17 protein-coding genes and 2 pseudogenes are annotated in these 22,379 nt (G+C 68.7%); 10 read left to right on the top strand and 9 right to left on the bottom strand.

Going from position 1 to position 22,379, the window contains the following annotated elements:
- Window positions 1-15 precede the first annotated feature (15 nt).
- Both dpgB and dpgC read left to right on the top strand, forming a co-directional pair.
- Complete coding sequence (gene dpgB, locus ACZ7HQ_RS36685) at window positions 16-711, top strand: enoyl-CoA-hydratase DpgB (protein WP_470999493.1); 696 nt, start codon at window positions 16-18, stop codon at window positions 709-711.
- 56 nt (window positions 712-767) lie between these two features.
- On the top strand, window positions 768-2,045 hold the full coding sequence (gene dpgC / locus ACZ7HQ_RS36680; RefSeq protein WP_470999640.1) for a (3,5-dihydroxyphenyl)acetyl-CoA 1,2-dioxygenase DpgC: 1,278 nt from the start codon (window positions 768-770) through the stop codon (window positions 2,043-2,045).
- 5 nt (window positions 2,046-2,050) lie between these two features.
- Here dpgC and ACZ7HQ_RS36675 read toward each other — a convergent pair whose 3' ends face one another.
- Together ACZ7HQ_RS36675 and ACZ7HQ_RS36670 are read right to left on the bottom strand one after the other, a co-directional pair.
- Window positions 2,051-2,884 (bottom strand): ABC transporter permease, encoded by an 834-nt coding sequence (locus ACZ7HQ_RS36675; RefSeq protein ID WP_470999491.1) that lies wholly within the window; start codon window positions 2,882-2,884, stop codon window positions 2,051-2,053.
- A gap of 33 nt (window positions 2,885-2,917) precedes the next feature.
- Complete coding sequence (locus ACZ7HQ_RS36670; protein WP_470999489.1) at window positions 2,918-4,006, bottom strand: ABC transporter ATP-binding protein; 1,089 nt, start codon at window positions 4,004-4,006, stop codon at window positions 2,918-2,920.
- A 492-nt stretch (window positions 4,007-4,498) separates the two neighbouring features.
- Between ACZ7HQ_RS36670 and ACZ7HQ_RS36665 the strand changes: the two genes are divergently transcribed.
- From ACZ7HQ_RS36665 to ACZ7HQ_RS36650, 4 genes are all read left to right on the top strand, one after another.
- On the top strand, window positions 4,499-5,842 hold the full coding sequence (locus ACZ7HQ_RS36665; protein WP_470999488.1) for a KamA family radical SAM protein: 1,344 nt from the start codon (window positions 4,499-4,501) through the stop codon (window positions 5,840-5,842).
- Between the two features lie 177 nt (window positions 5,843-6,019).
- Window positions 6,020-8,425 (top strand): penicillin acylase family protein, encoded by a 2,406-nt coding sequence (locus ACZ7HQ_RS36660; RefSeq protein WP_470999486.1) that lies wholly within the window; start codon window positions 6,020-6,022, stop codon window positions 8,423-8,425.
- A 126-nt stretch (window positions 8,426-8,551) separates the two neighbouring features.
- Complete coding sequence (locus ACZ7HQ_RS36655; RefSeq protein ID WP_470999638.1) at window positions 8,552-9,520, top strand: aspartyl/asparaginyl beta-hydroxylase domain-containing protein; 969 nt, start codon at window positions 8,552-8,554, stop codon at window positions 9,518-9,520.
- A 120-nt stretch (window positions 9,521-9,640) separates the two neighbouring features.
- Window positions 9,641-10,498, top strand: coding sequence for an SDR family oxidoreductase (locus tag ACZ7HQ_RS36650; protein WP_470999484.1), 858 nt, complete (start codon window positions 9,641-9,643; stop codon window positions 10,496-10,498).
- A gap of 869 nt (window positions 10,499-11,367) precedes the next feature.
- On the opposite strand, the gene ACZ7HQ_RS36645 is transcribed toward ACZ7HQ_RS36650, so the two are convergent.
- Together ACZ7HQ_RS36645 and ACZ7HQ_RS36640 are read right to left on the bottom strand one after the other, a co-directional pair.
- Window positions 11,368-12,144 carry a MerR family transcriptional regulator gene (locus tag ACZ7HQ_RS36645; RefSeq protein WP_470999481.1) on the bottom strand — a complete coding sequence of 259 codons (777 nt, stop codon included), beginning with the start codon at window positions 12,142-12,144 and terminating at the stop codon, window positions 11,368-11,370.
- On the bottom strand, window positions 12,141-13,238 hold the full coding sequence (locus ACZ7HQ_RS36640; protein ID WP_470999478.1) for a serine hydrolase domain-containing protein: 1,098 nt from the start codon (window positions 13,236-13,238) through the stop codon (window positions 12,141-12,143). Before ACZ7HQ_RS36640 ends, ACZ7HQ_RS36645 begins: the two co-directional genes overlap by 4 nt.
- Window positions 13,239-13,657: 419 nt before the next feature.
- Here ACZ7HQ_RS36640 and ACZ7HQ_RS36635 point away from each other — a divergent pair, with 419 nt between their 5' ends.
- A complete protein-coding gene (locus tag ACZ7HQ_RS36635) occupies window positions 13,658-14,206 on the top strand; it encodes a DNA-binding domain-containing protein (protein WP_470999476.1) in 549 nt (182 codons plus the stop codon).
- 391 nt (window positions 14,207-14,597) lie between these two features.
- On the opposite strand, the gene ACZ7HQ_RS36630 is transcribed toward ACZ7HQ_RS36635, so the two are convergent.
- Complete coding sequence (locus ACZ7HQ_RS36630) at window positions 14,598-15,794, bottom strand: Rossmann-fold NAD(P)-binding domain-containing protein (protein WP_470999474.1); 1,197 nt, start codon at window positions 15,792-15,794, stop codon at window positions 14,598-14,600.
- Between ACZ7HQ_RS36630 and ACZ7HQ_RS36625 the strand changes: the two are divergent.
- A pseudogene (locus tag ACZ7HQ_RS36625) lies at window positions 15,693-15,962 on the top strand (helix-turn-helix domain-containing protein); the annotation flags it as partial. The gene ACZ7HQ_RS36630 and the pseudogene ACZ7HQ_RS36625 overlap by 102 nt on opposite strands.
- A gap of 671 nt (window positions 15,963-16,633) precedes the next feature.
- Here the strand turns inward: ACZ7HQ_RS36625 and ACZ7HQ_RS36620 are convergent.
- The 3 genes from ACZ7HQ_RS36620 to ACZ7HQ_RS36610 all read right to left on the bottom strand — a co-directional run bounded on the left by ACZ7HQ_RS36620 (window position 16,634) and on the right by ACZ7HQ_RS36610 (window position 19,049).
- Window positions 16,634-17,971, bottom strand: a complete 1,338-nt coding sequence (locus ACZ7HQ_RS36620) for an MFS transporter (protein WP_470999472.1) — start codon at window positions 17,969-17,971, stop codon at window positions 16,634-16,636.
- A complete protein-coding gene (locus ACZ7HQ_RS36615; protein ID WP_470999470.1) occupies window positions 17,968-18,633 on the bottom strand; it encodes an ArsR/SmtB family transcription factor in 666 nt (221 codons plus the stop codon). The genes ACZ7HQ_RS36620 and ACZ7HQ_RS36615 overlap by 4 nt, the downstream gene beginning before the upstream one ends.
- 266 nt (window positions 18,634-18,899) lie before the next feature.
- The gene (locus ACZ7HQ_RS36610; RefSeq protein WP_470999468.1) at window positions 18,900-19,049 is read right to left on the bottom strand and encodes a hypothetical protein; all 150 of its coding nucleotides are present in this window, start codon (window positions 19,047-19,049) and stop codon (window positions 18,900-18,902) included.
- Window positions 19,050-19,787: 738 nt separating this feature from the next.
- On the opposite strand from ACZ7HQ_RS36610, the gene ACZ7HQ_RS36605 reads away from it, so the two are divergent.
- Both ACZ7HQ_RS36605 and ACZ7HQ_RS36600 read left to right on the top strand, forming a co-directional pair.
- On the top strand, window positions 19,788-19,994 hold the full coding sequence (locus ACZ7HQ_RS36605; protein ID WP_470999467.1) for a hypothetical protein: 207 nt from the start codon (window positions 19,788-19,790) through the stop codon (window positions 19,992-19,994).
- Between the two features lie 184 nt (window positions 19,995-20,178).
- Window positions 20,179-20,862: an alpha/beta fold hydrolase gene (locus ACZ7HQ_RS36600; RefSeq protein WP_470999464.1), complete on the top strand. Its 684-nt coding sequence runs from the start codon at window positions 20,179-20,181 to the stop codon at window positions 20,860-20,862.
- A 26-nt stretch (window positions 20,863-20,888) separates the two neighbouring features.
- Here the strand turns inward: ACZ7HQ_RS36600 and ACZ7HQ_RS36595 are convergent.
- Window positions 20,889-21,508: pseudogene (locus ACZ7HQ_RS36595) on the bottom strand (helix-turn-helix domain-containing protein).
- Between the last annotated feature and the right edge of the window lie 871 nt (window positions 21,509-22,379).

Raw genomic sequence — 22,379 nt, 5'->3', positions numbered from 1 at the left:
AACAACGGAGAGATCATGACGACAACGGGTCTCGAGACGGCCATGGACGTCGATACGCAACCGCTGCTGCGGGTGGACGGTGCACTGCCGCCCTCGGCCGAGGCGGCCGCCGCACTGCACGCACTGTGCGACCGGGCCGAGGACACCACCACGCCGGCCGCCGTCATCCTGCATGTCACCGGCGCCCCCGGCCAGCCGTGGCCGCCCCGCATCGACGTACAGGCGGTCAACAAGTGGGAGCGGGCCGTGCGCCGTCTGGAGCGCCTGAACACGGCCACCGTGGCGGTCGCCGAGGGGGACTGCGGCGGACTGGCCTTGGATGTTCTGCTCGCCACGGACTTCCGCCTGGCGACGGCTGACCTACGGCTCCTGATGAGCGATCACAGCGGGAACAGCTGGCCCGGGATGGCGCTGTACCGGCTCGTGCAACAGATCGGTGTCGCAAAAGCGCGCCGGTCCGTCCTGTTCGGGGCGGCGATCCTCGGTCGTGAAGCCGCGGAACTGCGCCTCGTTGACGAAATCGTTCACGATGTGCCGGGCGGGACACAGCGTGCCCACGAGGTGGTCGGCTCCCGCGAGGGAAGCGAGCTCGCCATCCGACGGCGGCTGCTCCACGAGGCGTCAACTGTGGCCTTCGAAGACGCGCTGGGCCGTCACCTCGCCGCCTGCGACCGGTTGCTGCGTCGCACACACACGGAGGAGACGCTGTGAACACAGCAGCCGTCGAACATCTGACACGGGCCGCGGGGCAGCCGGTCGCGGACGATCTGCACCGGGCGAGCCGGACCCTCGCCGAGGCCGCGGCGCGGGCGGACGAACTGCTGGCCAAGCTCCCCGACCCGGAGCGGCGCACCCCGCCCGAGCACGCACTCGCGGGCGACGGCAAAAATGCGGTACGCGCCCTGCGCAGCCGGTTCATGGCAGTTCACGCCGACGCCGTCTACGACCGGCTCACCCAGGGACGCACAGTGGAGCACCGACTGCCAGAACTGGCCGACGCCGCGGCAGCGGAGTTCCCTGGCCTGGTCCCCACCCCGGATCAGAGTCGCATCGAACGGGCCAGAGCGCAGGCCGCCAAGGAGGGCCGGGAGATCGATCAGGGCATCTTCTTCGGCGCCCTGCTGCGCTCCCCGCTCGCCGGCCCGCATCTGGTCGATGCCATGCTACGGCCGACCCGTCGGGCCCTGGACCTGCTGCCGGCATTCGAACGAGCGGGTGAGCTCCACCTGGGGTCCGTCCTTCTTGAACGGCGCGATGACATCGCCCATCTGACGATGTGCCGGGACGACTGCCTCAACGCCGAGGACGATGCCCAGGTCGAGGACATGGAGACAGCGGTGGACCTCGCTCTCCTGGACCCCGGCGTGCGCGTGGGGGTGCTGCGGGGCGGCCCCATGAGCCACCCCCGCTATCTCAACCGGCGGGTCTTCAGCGCCGGGATCAATCTGAAGAGTCTTCAGGCCGGCCGGATCTCCCTGGTCGACTTTCTGCTGCGACGGGAACTCGGCTACATCAACAAGCTGGTCAGGGGAGTGCGGGTGGAGCACGACCGAACCTGGCTGACCCGCACCGTGGAAAAACCCTGGGTTGCCGCGGTCGACACCTTCGCCATCGGCGGGGGAGCGCAGCTCCTGCTCGCCTTCGACCGGGTGGTGGCGGGGGAGGACGCCTATGTCAGCCTGCCGGCGGCCCAGGAGGGCATCGTTCCCGGCGTGGCCAACTTCCGGCTGGGACGCTTCGCGGGTGCACGCACCTCACGGCAGCTCATTCTGTGGGGACGCAGAATCTGGGCCAACGAGCCAGACGCGCGGCTGTTCATCGACGAAGTGGCCGATCCACGCGAGCTGGACGCGCTGGTCGACGCGAGCGCGCACCGGCTCACCGGCCAGGCGGTCGTCACCAACCGGCGGATGCTGAATCATGCCGAGGAGCCGCCCGATGCCTTTCGCGCCTACATGGCGGAGTTCGCCGTGCAACAGGCGGTTCGGCTCTACAGCGAGGACGTGCTGGGCAAGGTCGGGCGCTTCAAGGCGGTCAGGAACTGATGGGATCAGTCCAGCAGTCGGCGGCGCATGGCCCTGACGGCCAGCCGCCACGCGACGGCGCAGAAACCCACCAGGAACGCGGCGTGCCCCGTATCGCCGGTGTGCAGCGCACCGAAGGAACAGTGCCGTACGAGTTCGGTGCAGTGGTACATGGGGTTGGCCAGGGCGGCGATGCGGGCCCAGCCGGGCAGTCCAGCCAGTGGAAAGAACACGCCCGCCGCCATGACGAGGGGCGTGAGGACGCCCGAGGCGATGAGCCGCAGCCAGTCGGCCGCCGGGACGAGACAGGACACCCACATCCCGCACAGTGCAAAGCCGAGCCCCGCCAGCAACGCGACCGGCGGCACGAGCAGCAGTTCCGGTCGCAGGGGCAGGCCCACCGCGAGGGCCACGAGCAGCGGAGCGGACCCGTACACACCGGATTTGGCGGCGATCCACGAGGCTTCGGCGCTGACCAGTTCCCACACGTCCACCGGCCGGCTCAGCACCGCGTCATATATCTTCTGGTGCCGGCGCCGGTTGTACGTCTCGAACATGCCGGTGAACACCGAGGAGAAGAGGACCGCGGTGGCGATCATGCCGGTGCTCAGGAACTGGGGGTAGGGCTGGCCGCTCGCGGAGCCGATCAGCCGGCGGAACCCGAGCCCGAAACCGGCTATGTAGATCAGCGGCTCTACCAGCGAGCCGAAGGTGACGGCCGGCCAGTAACGGCGGAAGAGCAGCAGCTCGCGCAGCCACACCGCCCGCATGACCGGCCAGAGCACGGTGTCCGTCTCGACGTCGTGCGCCCCGGTGTCGTTCTCGGGCAGTGCGGAAGATCCGGGAATGGCCCTGGTCACGGTGGGTCCTTTCAGCAGCGGTGGGAAGCTGTATCAGCCGAACAACTCGCCGGTCAGGGCCACGAAGACGTCTTCCAGAGTGGTGGGACGCACAACGTCGGGCGAGCCCAGCTCCTCGCGCACCCTCCACGGCATCGTCTCCGCCCGCAGCACGGAGACGGACAGTCCGGTACGGCGGCTGGGCAGCCCGGCCCGCTCCGCGGCCTCGATGACTTGGGCGTGCCGACGCGCATCGCCCCGGTACTCGGCGGCCTGGGCGCCGGCATGGCGGTGCAGCAGTGCCGAGGGCGTGCCGCGGGTGATCAGGCTGCCGGCGAACATGACGGCCACTTCGTCAGCGAGCCGTTCGGCCTCTTCGATGTAGTGGGTGGACATCACCACGGTCGTGCCGGCCGCGCGCAGCTCGCCGATGACGTCCCAGAGCGTCTGCCGGATCTGCGGGTCGAGACCGATGGTGGGTTCGTCCAGCAGAAGCAGCCGCGGGGAGCTCACGATGCCTCGCGCCAGCAACAGCCGTCTGCGCATACCGCCGGAGAGCCGGTCCACACGAGTGCTCGCTCGGTCTTTGAGGCACACTGCCGCCAACGCCCCCTCCACGGCCTGCCGGTATCGCAGGCGGGGCAACCCCGTCAGCCTGACGAACACCTCCAGATTCTCGCGCACGGTCAACTCTGCGTCGAGATCGTCGTGTTGGGGGACGACCGCGGTCAGTGCCCGTACCCGGCGGGAAGCCTCCGGCAGCCGGTGCCGGAAGATCTCTACGGTGCCGTGATCAGCTCGCGTCTGGCCGGTGAGCAGCCGCATCGTGGTGGACTTGCCCGCTCCGTTCGGACCGAGCAGCCCCAGGAACATGCCGGAGGGAACCGTGAGATCCAGCCCGTCGACCGCGGTGAGGGAGCCGTAACGCTTCACAACTCCCTCGGTGCGGACAGCGATTTCGGTCATATGTGTGGCTCCCTCGGTCGACACGGAGTGTGCTGGGGTGCGGCGAGTCCAGCTGTCGGCGGCGTCCAGCCGAGCGTGCGCCTCGGCTGCGATCTCCGCGAGGACGTCGGCGGGCCGGTCGTGCGGGAAGAAGTGCGAGCCGGCCAGAATGCGGTGCCTGAAGTGGGCGGACGTCATCGGGGCGCCGCGTCGGTCGGACGAGTCAGAGGCCGAACGGTGGGCGAGCCGGGTGGCCGACTACCGCAGGCGATTACCGCGAGGGGCATCGGGCGGCCCGCCTGCCTGAGCCGGAGAGCCGTCACCCGCTTCCGCGCTGGACCGCCCTCGGGTTGTGCCGCCCGGTCCCACGGCGTCCAGGGCGACGGGCCGGAAGGGCTCTCGCCGTTCTTCTCGGCCTCGGGCAAGGAATTATCCCCCTCTCCATTTCGTGGCACTGTCCGAAGGTAAACCGCGTTCGGGGTCGAAGTCCAGGGCGCGAGAAGGAGTTCTGAGAAACCTGGCCGATACTGCGCGAGTTGCTGCGAAGAGGAGTTGAACTGTGCCACGGTTGAACGGCGATCAATATGTGTGCCCTATGTGTGAAAACGACGACCGCGCCGACTCTTCCGCAGAGAAGACCGGGGGCTGTGCGTGCTGGTACACGATGATGAAGGCGAAGGAAATCCGTATATGTCGACGCTCGCGCTCGATTCGGTTCACCCGGTGAGATTCCGTGCCTATGGCCCGCGTCAGATTGACGAAATAGCAGCCCAATACGGGCTGCCGGAAGAGTTCCGAGAGTCGCTGCGCCGATTGTCTCTGGTGCTGCCGTTCCGGGTCAATGAATACGTACTGTCGCAGCTCGTTGACTGGCAGAATGTCCCTGAAGACCCCATCTTCCAGATGGTCTTTCCGCAGCGCGGGATGCTCACAGCCGACGATGAGCGATTCCTGGCCGGGCTCCTTGAGGAAGGCGCCTCGACGGCCCGGATCGCCGACGCCGTCCGTGACATACGCGCTCGGCTCAACCCGCACCCCTCGGGGCAGAGAGAGCTCAACGTCCCCCGGTTCGATGGCGCGCCTTTGGCCGGACTCCAGCACAAGTACCGCGAGACCGTCCTGTACTTCCCCGCGAACGGGCAGAGCTGCCACGCATACTGCACCTACTGCTTCCGCTGGGCCCAGTTCGTCGGTGACACCGACCTACGGTTCGCCGCGCGCGGCCCCGATCAGCTGATCACCTATCTGCGGCGCCATCCGGACGTCAGCGACGTACTGGTCACCGGCGGGGACCCGATGGTGATGTCTACGACCCGGCTGCGCCACCACGTGATGCCGGTGCTCGGCGTGGACTCCGTCCGCACGGTGCGGGTGGGCACCAAGTCACTCGCTTACTGGCCGCAGCGCTTCACCACCGACAAGGACGCCGACGACGTGCTCCGTCTCTTCGAGGAGATCGTCGCCTCCGGACGCACCCTCGCCGTGATGGCGCACTTCAGCCACCCCCGCGAACTCGAAACCGACCTCGTACGCAGGGCCCTGGCCCGCGTCCGGGCCACCGGAGCCCTCGTGTACGGCCAGGCGCCGCTGATCGCGCGGGTCAACGACGACCCCCGCACCTGGACCGGGCTGTGGCGCGCTGAACTGTCGGCAGGTGTCGTCCCCTACTACCTCTTCGTGGAGCGCGACACCGGCCCTCACGACTACTTCAAGGTCCCGCTCACCCGAGCGGTCGACATCTTCAGTACGGCCTATCGCGAACTGCCCGGCCTTGCCCGCACGGTGCGCGGGCCGGTCATGTCCGCCACCGCAGGGAAAGTCGTGGTGGACGGGATAGAGCACACCGACCACGGGAAGTATTTCCAGCTTCGGCTGCTTCAGGCCCGCCACCCCTCCCTCGTCGGCCGCCCCTTCCGCGCCCACCACTCGGACTCCGCTGCCTGGCTCGATGAGCTCAAACTCGATGCCGACACCCCTGCCGACATCGCGACTGCGGTGCGGCCAGCGGCGACAGACCGCCGCTGGCCGCCGTGATCCAGACGGCATGTCCCGCCGAACGCATGAGAAAGAAGCGCTCGGCCACCACATAGGCGTCGACCATCCGTGCACGTCGGGAAGAGATCCAACCGTATCGACCACGCGCACGATCCAGTCGGAGGAGCTCGCGGTGACGCCTCATCACCCCTTCCATCAGGCAAGTCAGGAGAAACGATGCGCAATCGCCTGAGGCGGCTCGTCGTCGTGGCCGCGGCTCTGTTCACCGCCACGGCGTCGTTACCGCCGGCGGTGGCCGACACCTCGGCCCGCCAGGAACGCGCTGCGCAGGACGGTCTGTCCGCCGTCATCCGCTACACCGAATACGGCATTCCGCACATCGTCGCGAAGGACTACGCGAACCTGGGCTTCGGTACCGGCTGGGCGCAAGCCGCCGACCACGTATGCACGATCGCCAACGGCGTTGTGACCCTGCGTGGCGAACGTTCCCAGTGGTTCGGCCCCGACGGGACCCCCGACTCCTCGCTGTCCGCAGCGTCCAGCAACCTCGCCAGCGACCTGTACTTCCGTGGCGTGGGGAAGGCAGGCACTGTGGAGAGACTGCTCGCCGAGCCGGCGCCACGCGGCCCGAGCCGCCAGGTCAAGGATCTGATGCGGGGCTGGGCAGCCGGCTACAACGCCTGGTTGCGGCAGAACCGGATCACCGACCCGGCTTGCAAGGACGCCCCCTGGGTGCGGCCGGTCACCACCCTCGACGTAGCCGCCCGCACCTACGCCCTCACGGTCCTCGCCGGCCAGGGACGGGTCGTGAACGACATCACCTCCGCGCAGCCGCCACCCGAAACCGCTACCACGAGCACTACGCCCGACGCACAGACCGCCGCCCGCGCGGCGAGGGAGCTCTTCACCTCCCCCGACATGGGCTCCAACGCGGTCGCGTTCCGCGGCGACACCACGGCAAACGGCCGCGGTCTGCTGCTGGGCAACCCGCACTACCCGTGGCAGGGCGGGCGCCGCTTCTGGCAGTCGCAGCAGACGATCCCCGGCGAACTCAACGTCGCCGGTGTCTCGCTGCTAGGGTCACCCACCATCTCCATCGGCTACAACGCCCACGTGGCGTGGAGCCACACCGTCGCGACCGGCACACCGCTCAACCTCTACCGGCTGACACTGGACCCCACCGACCCGACCACCTTTCTGGTGGATGGCAGACCGGAACGGATGACGAGGCGGACCGTTACCGTCGCCGTCAAGGATGGCGCGCCGGTGACCCGCACCCAGTGGTGGACGCGCTACGGACCAGTCATCGGCTCCCTCGGCAGCCAGCTGCCACTGCCCTGGACGACCACGACGGCATACGCACTGAGCGACCCCAACGCGGAGAACTTCCGCTTCGCCGACACCTCACTCGGTTTCGGCAAAGCCCGCAACACGGCGGGCATCCTGAAGTCCCTGGAACAACATCAGGGCCTGCCCTGGGTGAACACCATCGCCGCCGACTCCTCGGGACACTCCCTTTTCACTCAGTCGCAGGTGCTCCCCCGAATCACCGACGAGTTGGCCGCCCGCTGTTCGACGCCACTCGGCAAGACCACCTATCCGGCCTCAGGGCTTGCGATCCTGGACGGTTCGCGCGGCGACTGCGCACTCGGCAGCGACCCCGACGCCATCCAGCCGGGCGTCTTCGGGCCGGCGAGGATGCCCACACTGAAGGACGCGCCGTACGTGGAGAACTCCAACGACAGCGCCTGGCTCGCCAACACGGCGCAGCCTCTGCGCGGGTACCAGCGAATCTTCGGCGACATCGACACCCCGCGCCTCATGCGCACCCGCGGCGCGATCGAGGACGTCTCGGGGATGGCTCGGAACGGCGGACTGACCATACGGGACCTGCAACAGCAGCAGTTTGCCAACCGTGTGCCGGCTGGGGACCTCGCCTCGGCCGACGTGGCCCACGCCTGCGCGGCGCTTCCAGGCGGCACCGCCACCACGAGCAACGGCACTGCTGTTGACGTCAGCCAGGCCTGCGCCGTCCTCCATGCGTGGGACCACACCATGAACACCGACAGCCGAGGCGCCCTGCTCTTCGACCGCTTCTGGCAAAGGCTGAGTGCACTTCCCGCCGCCACTCTGTGGAAGGTGCCGTTCTCAGCAGCGGACCCGGTGCGTACGCCCAACACACTTAACACGGAAAATCCCGCTTTCGCCATCGCGCTTGCTGACACCGTGGCGGAACTACGGGCGACGGGGATCGCTCTGGACGCAAAGCTCGGCGACAACCAGTTCGTGGTACGCAACGGCGAGCGCCTCCCGGTACCCGGCGGCACCGAGACCCTCGGCGTGTGGAACAAGATCGAGCGGACGTGGAGCCCGGCGAGCGGCGGCTACTGGGAGGTCACGTACGGGTCCTCGTACATTCAGGCCGTCGGCTGGAACGGCACTGGCTGCCCAGAGGCACGTACGCTCCTCACGTACTCCCAGTCCTCGAACCCGAACTCCTCGCACTACGCCGACCAGACCCGGCTCTTCTCGAGCGAGAAGTGGGTGACCTCGCGGTTTTGCGAGAAGGAGATATCGTCTTCACCCGCTTTGAAGGTGGCACGGGTTAGGTCGTCGCAATGAGATTGCAGGTCTGAGCGATCTTCCTGAGACAGCAGGGGCGGCCGTTCTTCACGCTTCGAGGTGTCGAGCAACGTCGCGTGAAAGAACGGCCGCTGGTCGGGAGTTTCGCCCCCGAAGTCGTACGAACTGAAGCCATCATCGCCACCCGCCCTTGACCAGCCGCCTGGTGCTGCTCCGAACACGAGTGGCAGCGCCAGCGCACCCACTACACCGCCGGCCGCATCGGCCCGGACAGGCCGACCGACTGGCGCGTCCTGCCGCTGCGCAGCCCCGGCGGCGACCCCACCCGTACCGACCCCGGCGGCCCGGCCCCGCCGCCTCCCGCCGCACTGCGACCCCAAGGACGCCCTGGAGCGGGGCATGGTGCGCCTGCACATCCCGATCGTCACCCACCCCGGCGCGGTCCTCGTCCTCGACGGAACCGAACACCGGTGGCAGCCCGGCACCTTCTGGTACGGCGACTTCTCCCGCGAGCACGTGGTGCGCAACACCGGGCCCGTCCGGCGCGTCCACGCGGTCATCGACACGCTGCTCACCCGCGAGCTCGCCGGACTCTTCCCCGAACCGTGGCAGGAGGAGCTCGCCGACGCCGACGTGCTGTTCAACCGGCAGCCCACCACCGCACAGCGGCCGCCCGTCGCGCTGCCGACTTCCCTGACCCTGCCGTCCGGGTTCATGGACTTCGGCCACGACACCCCGCTGGAGGCCCCAGCACGGCCGTCCGGCTCGCCGAGCGCGGTGACGGGTCCGTCCTTCAGGCCGGGGAGCACCGCTACGCCGCCGGTGCCCGTCGCCGACGGCGAGTACCGCTACGCCGGCTGGAGCGAGCAGCGCACCCTTCAGCTCCGCAGCGACCACGTCGTGCTGCACACCCGGCGCGCGGCCTGGCTGCCCGCGGCAGCGCCAAGGCCGAGACGTGGAAGATCAGCAAGCGGTACACCGAGGGGAGACATAGCCGCTCAGTTCGCCGTGGGGCCATGCTCGCGGCGCGGGCAGTGCTACGGTTCCGGTAGGCGAAGTGCGGCGTCGGAACGCTTCGCCCGTCACTGCGGTGGCTCTGAGGCGCAAGGACCGGACGCATCCGGTCGAGGTTGAGCGCCCTGTGGCACCGCGTTGCACGTCAGCCGGATGAAACCGGCTCGTGGCCGTCTCGCGGATCGCCGACATGCCTGTGCCCACCCTCGCCGGGACCGATCTTGCGAGAGGAAGCACATCATGACCACTCTGGTCATCGGAGCCCGAGGTGGCGTCGGTCGCCATGTCGTCGACCAGCTGCTCGCTGTCGGCGAACCAGTACGTGCCTCGGTGCGCGACCCGCGGACTGGAACCGACCTGCCGGCCGCGGCCGAGGTCGTGACCGCCGACCTCACCCGGCTCCATACGTTGCGCCCCGCACTCGACGGCGTGCGCCGGGTGTTTCTCTACGCCCCGCCAGCCAGCGCCGAAGGCTTTGCCGCGGTGGCCGCCGAGGCGGGCCTTGAACGCGTCGTGCTGCTCTCCTCCGGCAGTGTTCTGCTGCCGGGCATGAAGCACAACGCCATCGCCCAGGAGCACCGTGCCGTCGAGGACGCGCTGTCAGCCGCTGGCCTGCCCTGGACGCCGGTGCGGCCCCTGGTCCTGGCCAGTAACAGCCTGCGCTGGGCGGAGTCGATCAGGTCGAGCGGCACGGTACGGCTGGTCCACCCCGACGCCGTCACGGCACCGGTCCACGAACGCGACGTGGCCGCCGTCGCGGTCACGGCACTGGGTGTCGGCGCCGAGGACGCGGTGGCGACCGCCCCACCGAGCGCGGCCGTACTGACAGGACCCGAACTGATCTCGCAGCGCCGCCAGGTGGAACAGATCGGGCAGGCGATCGGCAGGACACTGCGTATCACGGAACTTTCCCCGGCCCAGGCCCGCGAGCACTACGGCCGCCTTTCCGACCCAGCAACCATCGAGGCGATCTTGCAGTTCCTTTCCCTGGCCGTGACCGGTGGGTCCCCCTGTACACCGACCGCGCAGCGCGTGCTGGGCCGGCCCGGCCACAGCTTCGCGCAGTGGGCCCGCGACCACGCAAAGGACTTCGCCTGAAGTCACAGGGCGAGATCCTGGCGGTCGGGATCGAGGGAACCGGCGCCTGCGGCGCCGAGGTGGCCCGGTTCCTGACCGCGCACGGTGTCATCGTGATCGAGGTCGACCGGCCGGACCGTAAGGCACAGTTGGGTGAGTTGTCGGCGTCATTCATCTGGAGCACCAGAGAGCTCCACCGGACGCTGTCACGGCCGTGGAGATCGGGACGCTCGCTGCGGTGGACCATCTGCAGGCCGTACGTATTGGCCAGCTCGACTGTCTCAGCAGCGGACACGGCGAACATGTGGCGGCCATCGGGCACAGGGCCGTGGCGCAGTTTGACGAAGAACCGGCCACCAGGCAGCAGCAACGCTGCGATCCTGGCCATCGCGTGTCGGCTCACGATCTGCGTGGAATTGCTGTCCATGCGCTCTCAGCTCCATAGTCGCCTCGACAGCCACGACGCTGTGTCCACGGGCCGCCAACGGGGCGGCATCGCGTCCGGTCCCTGCGCCCACATCCAGGATGCGGGCGGGCCCGGCAGGAACCCACTGCAGCACGTCGCGGTGGACTGCGTCGAAGGTGACTTCCTCCTACTGGACGGCCGGCGCGTCCGCCGTCTCGGCATACCCGGCGGTTCCCTGGCCGGGCTGATGCCATGTCCGGTGGGGGCCAATTGATCGGCGCGACTCCAGAAGCTGTAGTCCATGACCACATCGCGCCCCGCCAGCATCATTTCGACCAGTTCCTGCCGGTGCTCGCGGCGGACCTCTTCCTTGAGCTGGTCAAACGCCTCCGCCTCCAAGACGAGGCCAGCGTGGCGTTGTCCGAGTCGTTGCCAGATCACCTCGTCAATCGAGAGCCGAACTCTCGGTGGCACAAGGATGCCGTCATCGGTGCGGCACGGGTATGCCCGCGGCGCGGAGCTTGGCCTCGGTGAGCGCGGTCAGCCGGGCCGCGACCGGTGCCTGGTCCTCACGATGGTTGTTGATCAGCTTGTACTGGGCCGAAGCCCTGGCCCATGCCCGCAGGCTGGCGTGATCCCCCAGCAGCGCGGGGTTGGCGAGGTAGCGGTCGGCCATCGCGGTCGCGAGTTCCTCGATCCTCGGGTCGTCCGGTTCCCAGGTCTCCGCCTCCCAGCCGCGCCTGGCCAGGTCGACGTATTCGAGGTCGTCGAGGCCGTGTTCGAGCTGGGTCAGGAAGCCGTCGAAGCCCTCCGGCACCAGCGCCCGGGCGAGGACCAGGGCCTCACGTTGCGCGGCCACGTAGTCGGGGCCGAAGCCGAGGCCGCGCATCCGGTCCAGGACCACGCAGGCACGGTCGGGCAGCAGGGCCCGGTCGCCGTCGGCGAGCCGGCGCAGTGTGTCGCGGCGGGCGACCAGCTCATCGATGCGTTCGGTGAGCTGTTGCTCGACGTCGGTGAGCGCGGCCCCGAACCGCGTGGCGTCGGCGTCGAGCATCGGTCCGATCTCGGCCAGCGGTACACCTGCGGCGGCCAGCGTTCGTGCCTGCACCAGTTGCAGCAGCTCGCCGGATCCGTATCGCCGGTAGCCGGAGCTGTCACGTTCCGGCTCCGCGACCAGGCCGAGCTTGTGGTAGTGCCGCACCGTCTTCACTGTGACGCCGACGAACGCCGCCGCCTGCCCTATCGTGACTCCATTGCTCATCGGCCCAGGTTGCCGCAGAACACCTCGGCGAGGAAGCGCTGTTGGGCGCTCTGGAAGAGCGGTGCTATCGACATCTCGGCGTCGTCCACCCAGGTCAGCCCGGCGGTCAGGGTCGTGCTGCCGTCGGAGTTGCCGTACATCAGCGCCGCCGAGCCCATGGTGGCGCCGTTGTGGTGGAAGACGGTGCCGCTCTCCGTTTCCTGAGTGAACACCCCCAGGCCGTAGCCGGCGGTCGCCTCCGGTGTGCGCATCTCGGTCAGCAGCTCGGCCGGCAGGAGCTTGCCGCCCATCAGCGCGGAAAAGTACGTGTGCAGGTCCCGGGTGGTCGAGATCATGTCACCACCGGCTCCGACCCAGGACGGGTTCTGACGGGTGACATCGACCGTCCGCTCCTGCCCGGCGTCCTCGTAGCGGTAGTAGCCGTGGTTGTGTGGCGCGGGGATCTCCGGCGAGGCGCCCGGCGCCACGGTGCCGGTCATCCCCAGCGGCCCCAGGACCAGCCGCCGCAACTCCTCGGCGAACGAACGGCCCGTCACCTTCTCGACCACCAGCCGGGCCAGCACGTAGTTGGTGTTGGCGTAGCTCCAGCCCGTCCCTGGCGCGAACCGCGCCGGCTTGGACAACGACAGCCGCACCAGCTCCTCGGGCAGGTAGGTCTTGAACCGGTTGTCCACCCACTCCTTGCCCCGCCAGGGGACCCCCAGCACGATCGTCCCGTCCTCATAGAGCTCGCCGGTGTGGTTGAAGATCCCGCTGGTGTGCTGCAGCAGCATCCGCACCGTGATCCGCCGGTCAACCGCGAACTCGGGCAGGTAGTCATCGACCGGGGCGTCCAGGCCTATCCTGCCCTCGGCCACCAGCAGGAGTACCGAGGTCGCGACGAAGCTCTTGGTGCTGCTGCCGATGCGGAAGTGCCCGTCCGTCAGCGCCTTGCCGCTCTGACCCAGCTCGCGCACGCCGGCGCTGCCGGCCCACTCGCCCCGCTCGTCGCTCACCCGCAGCTGGATCCCGAGGAAACCGGACCCGGCCAACTCCTCGATCGCCTTCTGCAGTTCCGGACGGTCGTGGCCCTTGCCGGAAATGTAGGTGAACATGTTTGCTCCTTCAGATCGGTTGTGCCCGGTTCGGCGTCGTGCCGATGCGATGAGCCTCCACCCTGACCTGAGGTCAGCCTCAACGGTGATCCAGCCCACACCCGCTCCTGGTCGGCACGCCTGAGCGGGAACTCCCAGCACTCCGGATCCTGGCCGCGCTGTTTCACGGGTGGTCACCTGGGAAATGGCGCGCCGCCCGGTGTGCATGTTCGCCGTCGCGTGCACTGCGGTCGAGTGGGTCCGTAGTCGTGTGCGCGTTGCGGAGGGGGCCGGGTGGCGGAGGGACCGGTGGCCGAGCGTGGGGTGCTGACCGCTCCGGCCGAGGTGTGGGAGACCGCGGTGCGGCAGGCCGAGGTGATCGGACCGCTCGCCGAGAACAGACAGGGTGGGGCTGGCGGACGCGGACGAGGCCGGCCGCGATGCTGGGGATATCCCGCTGTCAGCTGTACGTGCTGCTCGGGCGGTGGCGCGCGGGCGAGACTGTGGTGACGGACCTGCAGCCGGGCCGGTCCAGCGGCGGACGAGGCGGGGGCCGGCTGTCCGACGATCTCCAGGCGATCGTTGCAGAGGTGCTGCGCAGGCGGTACCTGGCCCGGCAGCGCCGGACCGTGGCGGCCGTCTACCGGGAGATCGAGCGCCAGTGCCGCCTTCGTGGCCTGCCGGTACCCTCGCGGGCAACGGTGGTGCGGCGGAACGCCCGGCTGGACCCGGCGTCCTCGGTCGCAGCACGGGAGGGTGACGAGGCGGCCCGTCGGTCACAGCCGCCGGGGGCATGCCGCCCGCGGTCACCGGTCTGCTGGAGCAGGTCCAGGCCGACCACACGCCGGTGGACGTGGGCCGGGCTGGGCGTACCCAAACGGCTGATCCACTTCGAGCCGTGGTGGACGAGCAGCACCGGCTGCCGATCGGACGGCCGCATTCGACGGCGGCGATCGATGTGGCGAGCCGGTGTGCGGTGGGCCTGGTAGCGACGCTGCAGGCGCCGTCGGCGGCCCCGGTCGGGCTGTGCCTGGCGCACGCGGCCTGCGACGAGCGGCTGCGGCTGGAGCGGCTGAGGGTGGAGCCGGTCCGGCCGGTGATCGGCAAGCCGCGCGAGCTGTCTGGGGACAACGCCGCCGAGCTCAAGAGCGAGGCCCTCAGGCGCGGCTGTGACCAGCACGGCATACGGTTGTGGTACCGGCCGCCGGGATTGCCGCACTTCGGCGGGATCGCGGATCCGGATCCGGTGGCGGTGGCCAACGTGCGTCGGCTGTCCCGGGTTTGGTCGACTCTGACGGCCGAGCAGTGCGCGCGGTCCGTGTCCTGTTGGGTACGAACATCTTGGAGCTGTCGGTCAGGCAGACGGCCGACGAGCATCCCTCACTCCACCCCGAGCCCGCCTCCGACGTCGCCCGCGAGGCCGACCCGGGCTCGCGATGCGGTGGGCCACGGCGGGTAGTTGTCGACGGCCATGGAGTTGTAGAGGCGTGCGCTCTTGGTGGTCAGGCGGAGGAGGGCGCGGCTGGGGCCTGCGGGCAGGGCAGAGATCAGGCGGGCCCCCTGGGCCAGTTCCCACACGCCGAGGTGGGACATGGGGATCAGGGTCTTCGCCGCGCTCAGCGCGGCCATGTGGCTGCCGCGCACATGCTCCGCCATCACGCGCTCGTAGGCAGTGAAGGCGCGTTCATGGTCGCCGCCCGCGCGCGCCAGCTCTCCGGCGAGGACGTACGCGCCGACGACGGCCAGGGTGGTGCTGCCGCCGACGGCCGGCCCGGGGCAGTAGCCCGCGTCGCCGACGAGCGTCACCCTTCCTCGCGACCAGGTGTCCATGCGGAGCTGGGTGATCGAGTCGAAGTAGAACGCCGGGGTGCGGTCGAGTTCGTCCAGCCAGCGGTCCACATGGGCGTGCATGTCGGCGAACGCACCGCGCAGCAGCTCCTTCTGCCGGGGCACGTCGTGGTGGTGACAGTCGAGTTCGCCTTCGCTGCGGAACAGGAACAACGCCCGCGCGTCGCCGAGGTGCCGTGCGCCGTACATGCCGGCGGTGCGGCCGGCGCCGACGTGGATGAGGAGCTCGCCGTCGAGGTCGGAGATGTTCGGCAGGGTCAGCACCCCGAAGTAAGCCCCGGTGAAGGCGCTGAAGCGGGACTCGTCGCCGAAAGCGTGGCGGCGCACGTTGGAGTGCAGCCCGTCCGCGCCGAGGACCAGGTCGAAGCGGCGTGGCGCGGCCTCTTCGAACCGCACCTCGCCATCGGGCGAGATCGCGGTGATCGAGTCGCCGAAGATGTACTCGACGTCGTCGCGCATGATCTCGATGTGCCGGTCGGAGGTGGCGCTGAAGATCGTGGAGAGGTTCGCCCGGACGGGACGCCGTGCGCCCTCCCGGTAGACGGTCGACCGGTTCGTGCCGGTGGCCTGCTCCTCGATACGCGGGAGCACGCCCATCTTCTCCGAGATGTTCGTCGCGGGCCGGAACAGCTGGTCCGTTTCGACCACGCCGCCCACCGCCTGGTCGCGGGTGAGAGCGCGGCCCGAGTCGCGGCCGACACCGGCTACGCCGACCAGTCCCACCTGCATCGGGACGTCATGGCGTTCACCGGGGCAACCCCCGCGGCCGTGGCCGACGAGCCGTTTCTCGCCGTTGACGACATCGCCTGGCCCAGCCGCGGAACAACCGCCACGCCACACGTCCCCAGGGAGCTCCGGCCCAGTCGCCGGCCGGAGGTGAGACGGCTACCGCTGTGAACGTCACCTGCCACAGGACTCCTGCAGTGACGGGGACAACGTTCAGTGGACTCACCAGCTCGACCTCGTGCATGCCGGAGGGGAAGCGTGCGGAGGGCACCGGAGACCGGCTTCCCTTTGCGGTAAAAGGCGTATTGAACCGGTTCACTGTCGGACTGCGAGTTGGCGGCGCAGGGGGAGTGGTTCGCCGTGAGCCGTCTCCAGCGCGGTTCGCAGTCGTGTCACCTCTTCCCGGTGTTTGCGGCGCTCGTGGCGAGTTGCTGGGTGAGGCGGCCCCCGCGAGGTAGAGCGGCACATGGGGTGGGGAGCATCTGCTCAGCTGTCGCTCGTCCAGTAGGGGTTCACCATGGGTTCCATTCGCCGGGCCGTGCCACCGGTGCGCTCTCCTGCCTGTTGGTTGCGGGCTGTTCGCATAGTGCGTCTTCCGGTTCGAGTACCTCTGGCAAGGCCGCCCCGGCGACCGGAGCGTCGGGGACCGCCGTGCCGGCAGGGTCGGCAGGGCATCAGGTCGCGGTGGGTGCGGGGCCGCAGACGACGTACACGGTGCTGCTCCACCGGCCGCCTCGGGGGCGCTGAATACGATCACCTGTTATCCGGCGTTGCGACGGCATGCGGAAGCATGCGCCCTCGTCAGAGCTTCAGCGGCATGCCACTGAAGCGGCCCATGAACGTCATGTTGTGACATTCGCGCCGTTCTGTGAAGCGTCGTCCTCGGAGTGCCGTTTCAGGACGCCTCGCCCGCCCGGACGGTCCATCTCGCGCCACTCCGGCCGCAGTCCGGTCAGGTTCGTGGTGAGGAAGTATGCGGCCCCGGAGGCGAGCAGTACCGGCACAAGTCCGACAGAGGCGACCGCCGCCCCGGCGAGCAGGCCACCGAGAGGGATGCCGGCCCAGGCCAGCGAGTCGCCGAGCGCGTTGACGCGAGCCAGCATCCGGCGCGGCACCCGTTCGAAGAGGATGGCCCCCAGCACCGGGTTGAGGAAGCCCGAACCGAATCCACTGATGGCGAAGACGGCCAGTACCGCCCCCAACGGGGCGTGGGAGGCGAGGATCAGGAATCTCGGTGCCCCGGCCAGCAGGAACCCCGTGAAGAACACCGCCCTGCGCGGCAGCCGGTGCGCGGCCATGGCAGCGATCAGGCTGCCGCCGACCGCAGCGGCTCCCATCACGGTGCCCGTCAGGCCGATTGCGGTGGGTCCGTTGCCGGACTCTTTGGCCCAAACGGGCATGAGCACCGTGGCGAACGCTGCGTCCAGCAAATTGGTGATCCCCACCATGACGATGACGGTGAGCAGCAATGGCTCGCTGCGCAGGAAGATGAAGCCCTCACCGAACCGTCGCCAGTAGCTTGATCCCGTCTCCCCAGCTTGCGATGAGGCCTCTTCTACTGCGTGCCCGATGCCGCGAGGCAGCGCCAGTGCGATGATCACCGAGCCGAGAGCAAAGCAGCCGGCGTTGACGACGAGCCCTGTCAGGGGACCCAGCAGCGCCACCAGAGAACCGCCGGCCGCCGGGCCAACGGTGCTGGCTAGCCGCTCGGTCACGCCGGACAGCCCGGTTGCCCGTTCCAGCGGCACCCTGCCACGCTCAGCGGCTTCCGGGACCATGACCACCTTGGCAAGGTCGCCGGGGCCGCGCACGGCGCCGATCATTGCGACCAAGGCCAGCAGGAGGGGGAAGGACAGGAGGTGCAGGGCGTGGAGCAGGGGAACCGCAGCGGCGGCGGTTGCGCTGCCAAGATCCGTGGTCCAGGACACGACGCGCGGTCCGATCCGGTCAACCAGTGGCCCGGTTAACGCCTTGACCACCACGTAGGGAGCCATCTCGCAGAAGGCCACCAGGCCTGTCTGGGTGGCGCTGCCCGTCGTGACGAGAACGAACCAGGGCAGTGCCACGGCCGAGATCCGCGTACCGGTCAGCGACACGGCCATGGCCGCCAGCACCCCGCCCAGCGGCCGTAGGGACCGCTTGCCAGGTATGCCGTCAGCGTCCGGGACATTCTCCGTCACGACGTCTCCGTTCCTGCCGCTTCCTGAGAACCGGAAGGGATGGCTGAATGGGAGAGCGCATCCAGCTCGGGCAGGAGATGCGTAACCACGGCGACCCGCTCGGCCCCCTCGGGGGCACGCGCCGCCTCCTCCGGCGTATCGCTCCGGTACCGGGCGATGACGGCCCTCAACTCCTGACGCAGGGCGACGGCCTCTTCGGGTGTGAGCCGCAGAGCCCAATCGCTCATGTCGAAGGTGTCCCGCCACGCACGGGGCATGGTCTGCAGTTCGTTCAGCATCCGCTGAGTGCGCAGCGTGTAGGTGGCGGCGACAGACTGCAGGTAGGCCAGTGCAGCCTCGGGCTCGCGATCAGCCAAGTCCCGGTCGTTGAACTCCGTCATTCGATGCACCGAACGCCACCAGCGCTCTCGCGCGTTGCCCCGTTCCGCGTCCTCCTCCACGAAGCCGGCAGCGCCGAGCTGGCGCAGGTGGTAGCTGGCCGTCCCGGAGTTGACGCCCAGCCGTTCCGCGAGGCGGGTGGCCGTGGACGGGCCGTACTTCCGTAGCAGCCCGACCAACTGCACACGCACCGGGTGCGCCAGGGCGCGCAGCCCCTTGGCGTCCAGGACAACCGCGTCCGCTTCGGCATGCGGCCCATCCGGTCCCGCGCTGATGTCAGCCATGTCGCGCACTCTAGACCGCAAAGGGTTCTTCGCAAAGGGTTCTTCGCGAAGAACCCTTTGCGGTTTCGGCACGCTGCTGCAGATATCCAGATGGCATTCAGGGGTGACGTCGAGCGCAGGAGGGGCTTTGGCACGCGCTATCGCCGACACGTCGGGCTCCTCGAGCAGCGCTATCCGTAGTGCGTCCTGCCTGCCACCTCGCCGGTGCGGCCGTCATGCACGGCCAGGTCGGCCGAGAAGACGCCGCAGGCCTTGAACCGGGTGACCTACCAGGTCTTGTCGGCACCGTGGTCGTCGCGCCAGTCCGGGGTCGGCCAGGGTGTGATGGCGGCCCGGCCGCTGGCGACCGAGAGCTTCGAGCTCCAGCTGACGCAGGTGACCGGCTTGTGGGTTCCGGCGTCGCGTGCTGCTTTCACCCGGGCGTCGCAGGCGGCCTTGTCTTGGCCGGTAGTCGTACTCGGGGTGATGGCCACAGGGGTCGGCGCAGTGGCCGATGAGCTTGTGGAGGTGCGCAGGTTGGTCGAAGTGCTTGAGGCCTGCGCGGTGGAACTAGCGTTCCTTACGGGACGTTCTGGGCGATAGGCGCCTCGGTGCGTTCAGCGGGCGAGGGCTACGGTATTGGACGGGCCAGGGTACACCGCGAGGTACCCGCGAGGGCCGGCCTGCTCAGCCGGGCCGACGCTCAACCGGTAACCGGTCTTGACGGCGACTCAGGTGGTGATGTGGTGTGCCGGACCGCCGGTGGCACGCTCGCCGGCGATGCCGTGCAGGCTGGGACGGCCGACAGCACCGTGTCGAAGGCGACGTCGCGATATGTGCGGTCGCCGGCGTCCTCACATCGCCCCCTGCCACAGGCAGGATGTCGAACTTCCCGTCGTGCAGCAGCTGACGGCGTCCTGCTGGGCCCCGCTGGGAGCTGGCAAGCAGGAACGCGGCCAAGCCGGGGACCGTCTTGGACTGCGGCGAAGCCCTTCCCGAACCATGAAGGAACCCATCAAGTGGCTCACTCCTCCCGCATCCGTCGCCGGTCGACTACGTTTGCGCTCCTCGCTGCTGCGATCATGCTTGGTCTTGCGAGTTGGTATGTGTTCTCAGGCCGAGGCGCAGGGTTACTGCCGCAGAGCAGCTGGGGGCCGTGGCGGGAGAAGCCGCAGGTGAACCACTGGGGAGTGCAGATGCGGGTCAACTCGTTGAGCAACGCCGCTGAGGCGCATGTACACATGGGCAAAGCGGAGGACTTCACCATGAAGGCGTACGGTACGCGAGCCACTGCCACGACGGTGATGGACGGAACCCGGTTCACCCTGACACCCGACGGCAAGATCACCGGCCAGTGGCCACAGGAGCATGACACGAGGTGACGCATCACCCGCCCGCTCGTAGCGCAGCAACCCAGCCATCACTCGTACGGCGCGCTCGCAGCGACGGCGCAGCGAGGCAGTCCGGCAGGCGGAAAGCCGGCCACGACTAGTGCTCTGACCGGATAGGTTCGCCGGGCTGCGGCTGGGGGTGGTCTGGCGCCTGTGGGGCTGCGATCTTGTGATCATGAGGACGCATGTTCTGGAGGCTGGCGAGGTTGATCGGCCGACGCTGGTCTTGGTGCACGGTGCCGGGCAAGGCGGTCGGATGTGGCGACGTCAGACGGGAGCGTTGTCCGATGGCTTTCACGTCGTTGCACCTGATCTGCCGGGGTTCGGTGGCTCGCCGGGCCCGTTCAGCTTGACGGCGGCGGTCGAATCCGTCACCGAGATCGCCCGCCAGCTACGGTCGGTTCACCTGTGCGGCCACTCTCTTGGGGCGATCGTGGCCGCGCGTGTCGCAGCTGAGAATCCGGACCTCGTTGCCCGGTTGATTCTTTCCGGGGGGCCTGAGATCGCACCGGGCACGACGTCACAGCGTCGGCTTCGGATCGAACGGCATCGCCCCGGCTGGCTGGTCCGCGCGGTCTCCGACCTGCCCGATCGCAACGGGTGGATCGACGTGCTGGATGCTCTGCAGACGAGCGACCTCTCCTGCGTACTTCCGCAGATCGCCGTTCCCACGCTTGTGCTGTGCGGGAAGCGGGATCGCGTCAGTCTGCCGGATGCCCGACGGGCCGCGGCGTCCATCCCGAAGGCCCACCTGTCCGTCGTTCCGCATGCCGGGCATCTCTTGCCCTTGACGGCGCCGCATGCCTTCAATGCCATCGCCCGGGGATTTCTCGCCCCGGAATGCCGGCAGACGCAGTGAGGGCGCCGTGATCCGGTACCACTTCGTCACGCGGCTTTGAGTGATCGCCCGCCCCAGCGGATGCCCTTCTCGCTTCGGATGCGGGCGCGTTCCTTGCGCTGGGCAGCCAGGATGTCGGGGTGGCGTGCGTTGGCGTTGCGCCAGCGCAGGTAGGCGTGCAGGGCCCAGGTCTGGACGGTGTGTTTGGGGTGGGGGAGTTGGCGATGGTGAACTGCCTCAGCGTGCAGGCAGCGTAATGCCTCGCGGCCTATGCGGATGAAGCGGCCGTGCACTTTGCGCAGGTAGGCGACCAGTTTGCGCAGTGACCAGTGGGTGAAGGGTTGGCCGAGTTTGGCAGGTCGGGTGGTGGCCGTCTGGATGACGAAGTCTTCGTCGTCAGAGCTGAGCAGGCGGGGACGGCCTCCCGCCCACCGAGGGTCCAGACAGGCCAGGCCGATCTCGTTGAACCGGTGGATGACATCCCGCTCGGTGTCCTCGGCGGCCTGCACCAGCTGCGCGATCACCGGTACCCGGTTCCCGCCGGCCGATGCCAGCAGCATCGCGCACGCCGATAACACCCAGAGTTGGTGCTGCCGCGGCGCACAATCTGCTGCAGCTTCTGTCCCTCTTGGTCGGTCAGTCTGCGCACACGGACAGGCTCAGCCACCGCGCGTCGAGCGGTCGGGATCGGACCTCACCTCACATCCAACCGCCACGACCATCAACCCGGCGAACCTTCGCGGTCACAGCACTAGAGACCGGAAATCCCAAGGAGGGCTGGATCCATATCGACGAGCGGCACATCTCGGGAACCGCCCAAGGCGGCCACGGCGATCTCCTGCCTCCGTCTACCACCCGCGAGCAGGTGGAGAAGGCCGCGAAGACAATGGTCCAGCGAGGCCAGCGAGTGTCGGACCCCGCACGCCGGATGCAGACCTTCGAAATGAGGATGACCGTGAACGGCATGTCGGCCCGCTACCGGCTCCTCGTCGGCTCCCACGACGGAAACCGCATCATCACTTTCTTCCCGGTAGGAAAGAGCTACACCCCGTGATCACTGTGCAGTTCACCGTACGACCCGGCCAAGGCGACGCCAGCGGCTTCGATATGGGCGACATGGCCTTCACCGGAGATTCCGGCACGGCAGACTCAGCCGGCCACATCCCCGACGACCAAGGCATGATGATCTATCGCTCGGTCGTCCAGCTGCTGGACAACCTGCGCGGCTTTCTTACGGGCAACGCTCGCGTGCTCACCTGCACCGGTGCCGACACCTCGTTCGGTCTTGTCGTACGACGAACCAAGAACGGTCTCTCCATCACAGGCAGAACGGCGTCGTCGCTCGGACGACCGTTCCGGAACTCGCCTCCGCCGTGCTGCACGCGGCCGAAGACCTGGGGCGTTCCCTTCCTCCGGAAGACCCGGTCGCATCCGACTGGGAAGCAGCCCTTGCTGCGTTCCGTCCCCTCCTACCAGGCGAGGAAGGCTGAGGGAGTGGGTCTTCGCCCCCGGCTCAGCGCCGCGCGGCGCTGGCAACG

Source organism: Streptomyces sp. NPDC037290 (assembly GCF_055603245.1).
Note: the sequence above shows the minus strand (reverse complement) of the source record. Positions and strands in the feature narration are given on the sequence as shown.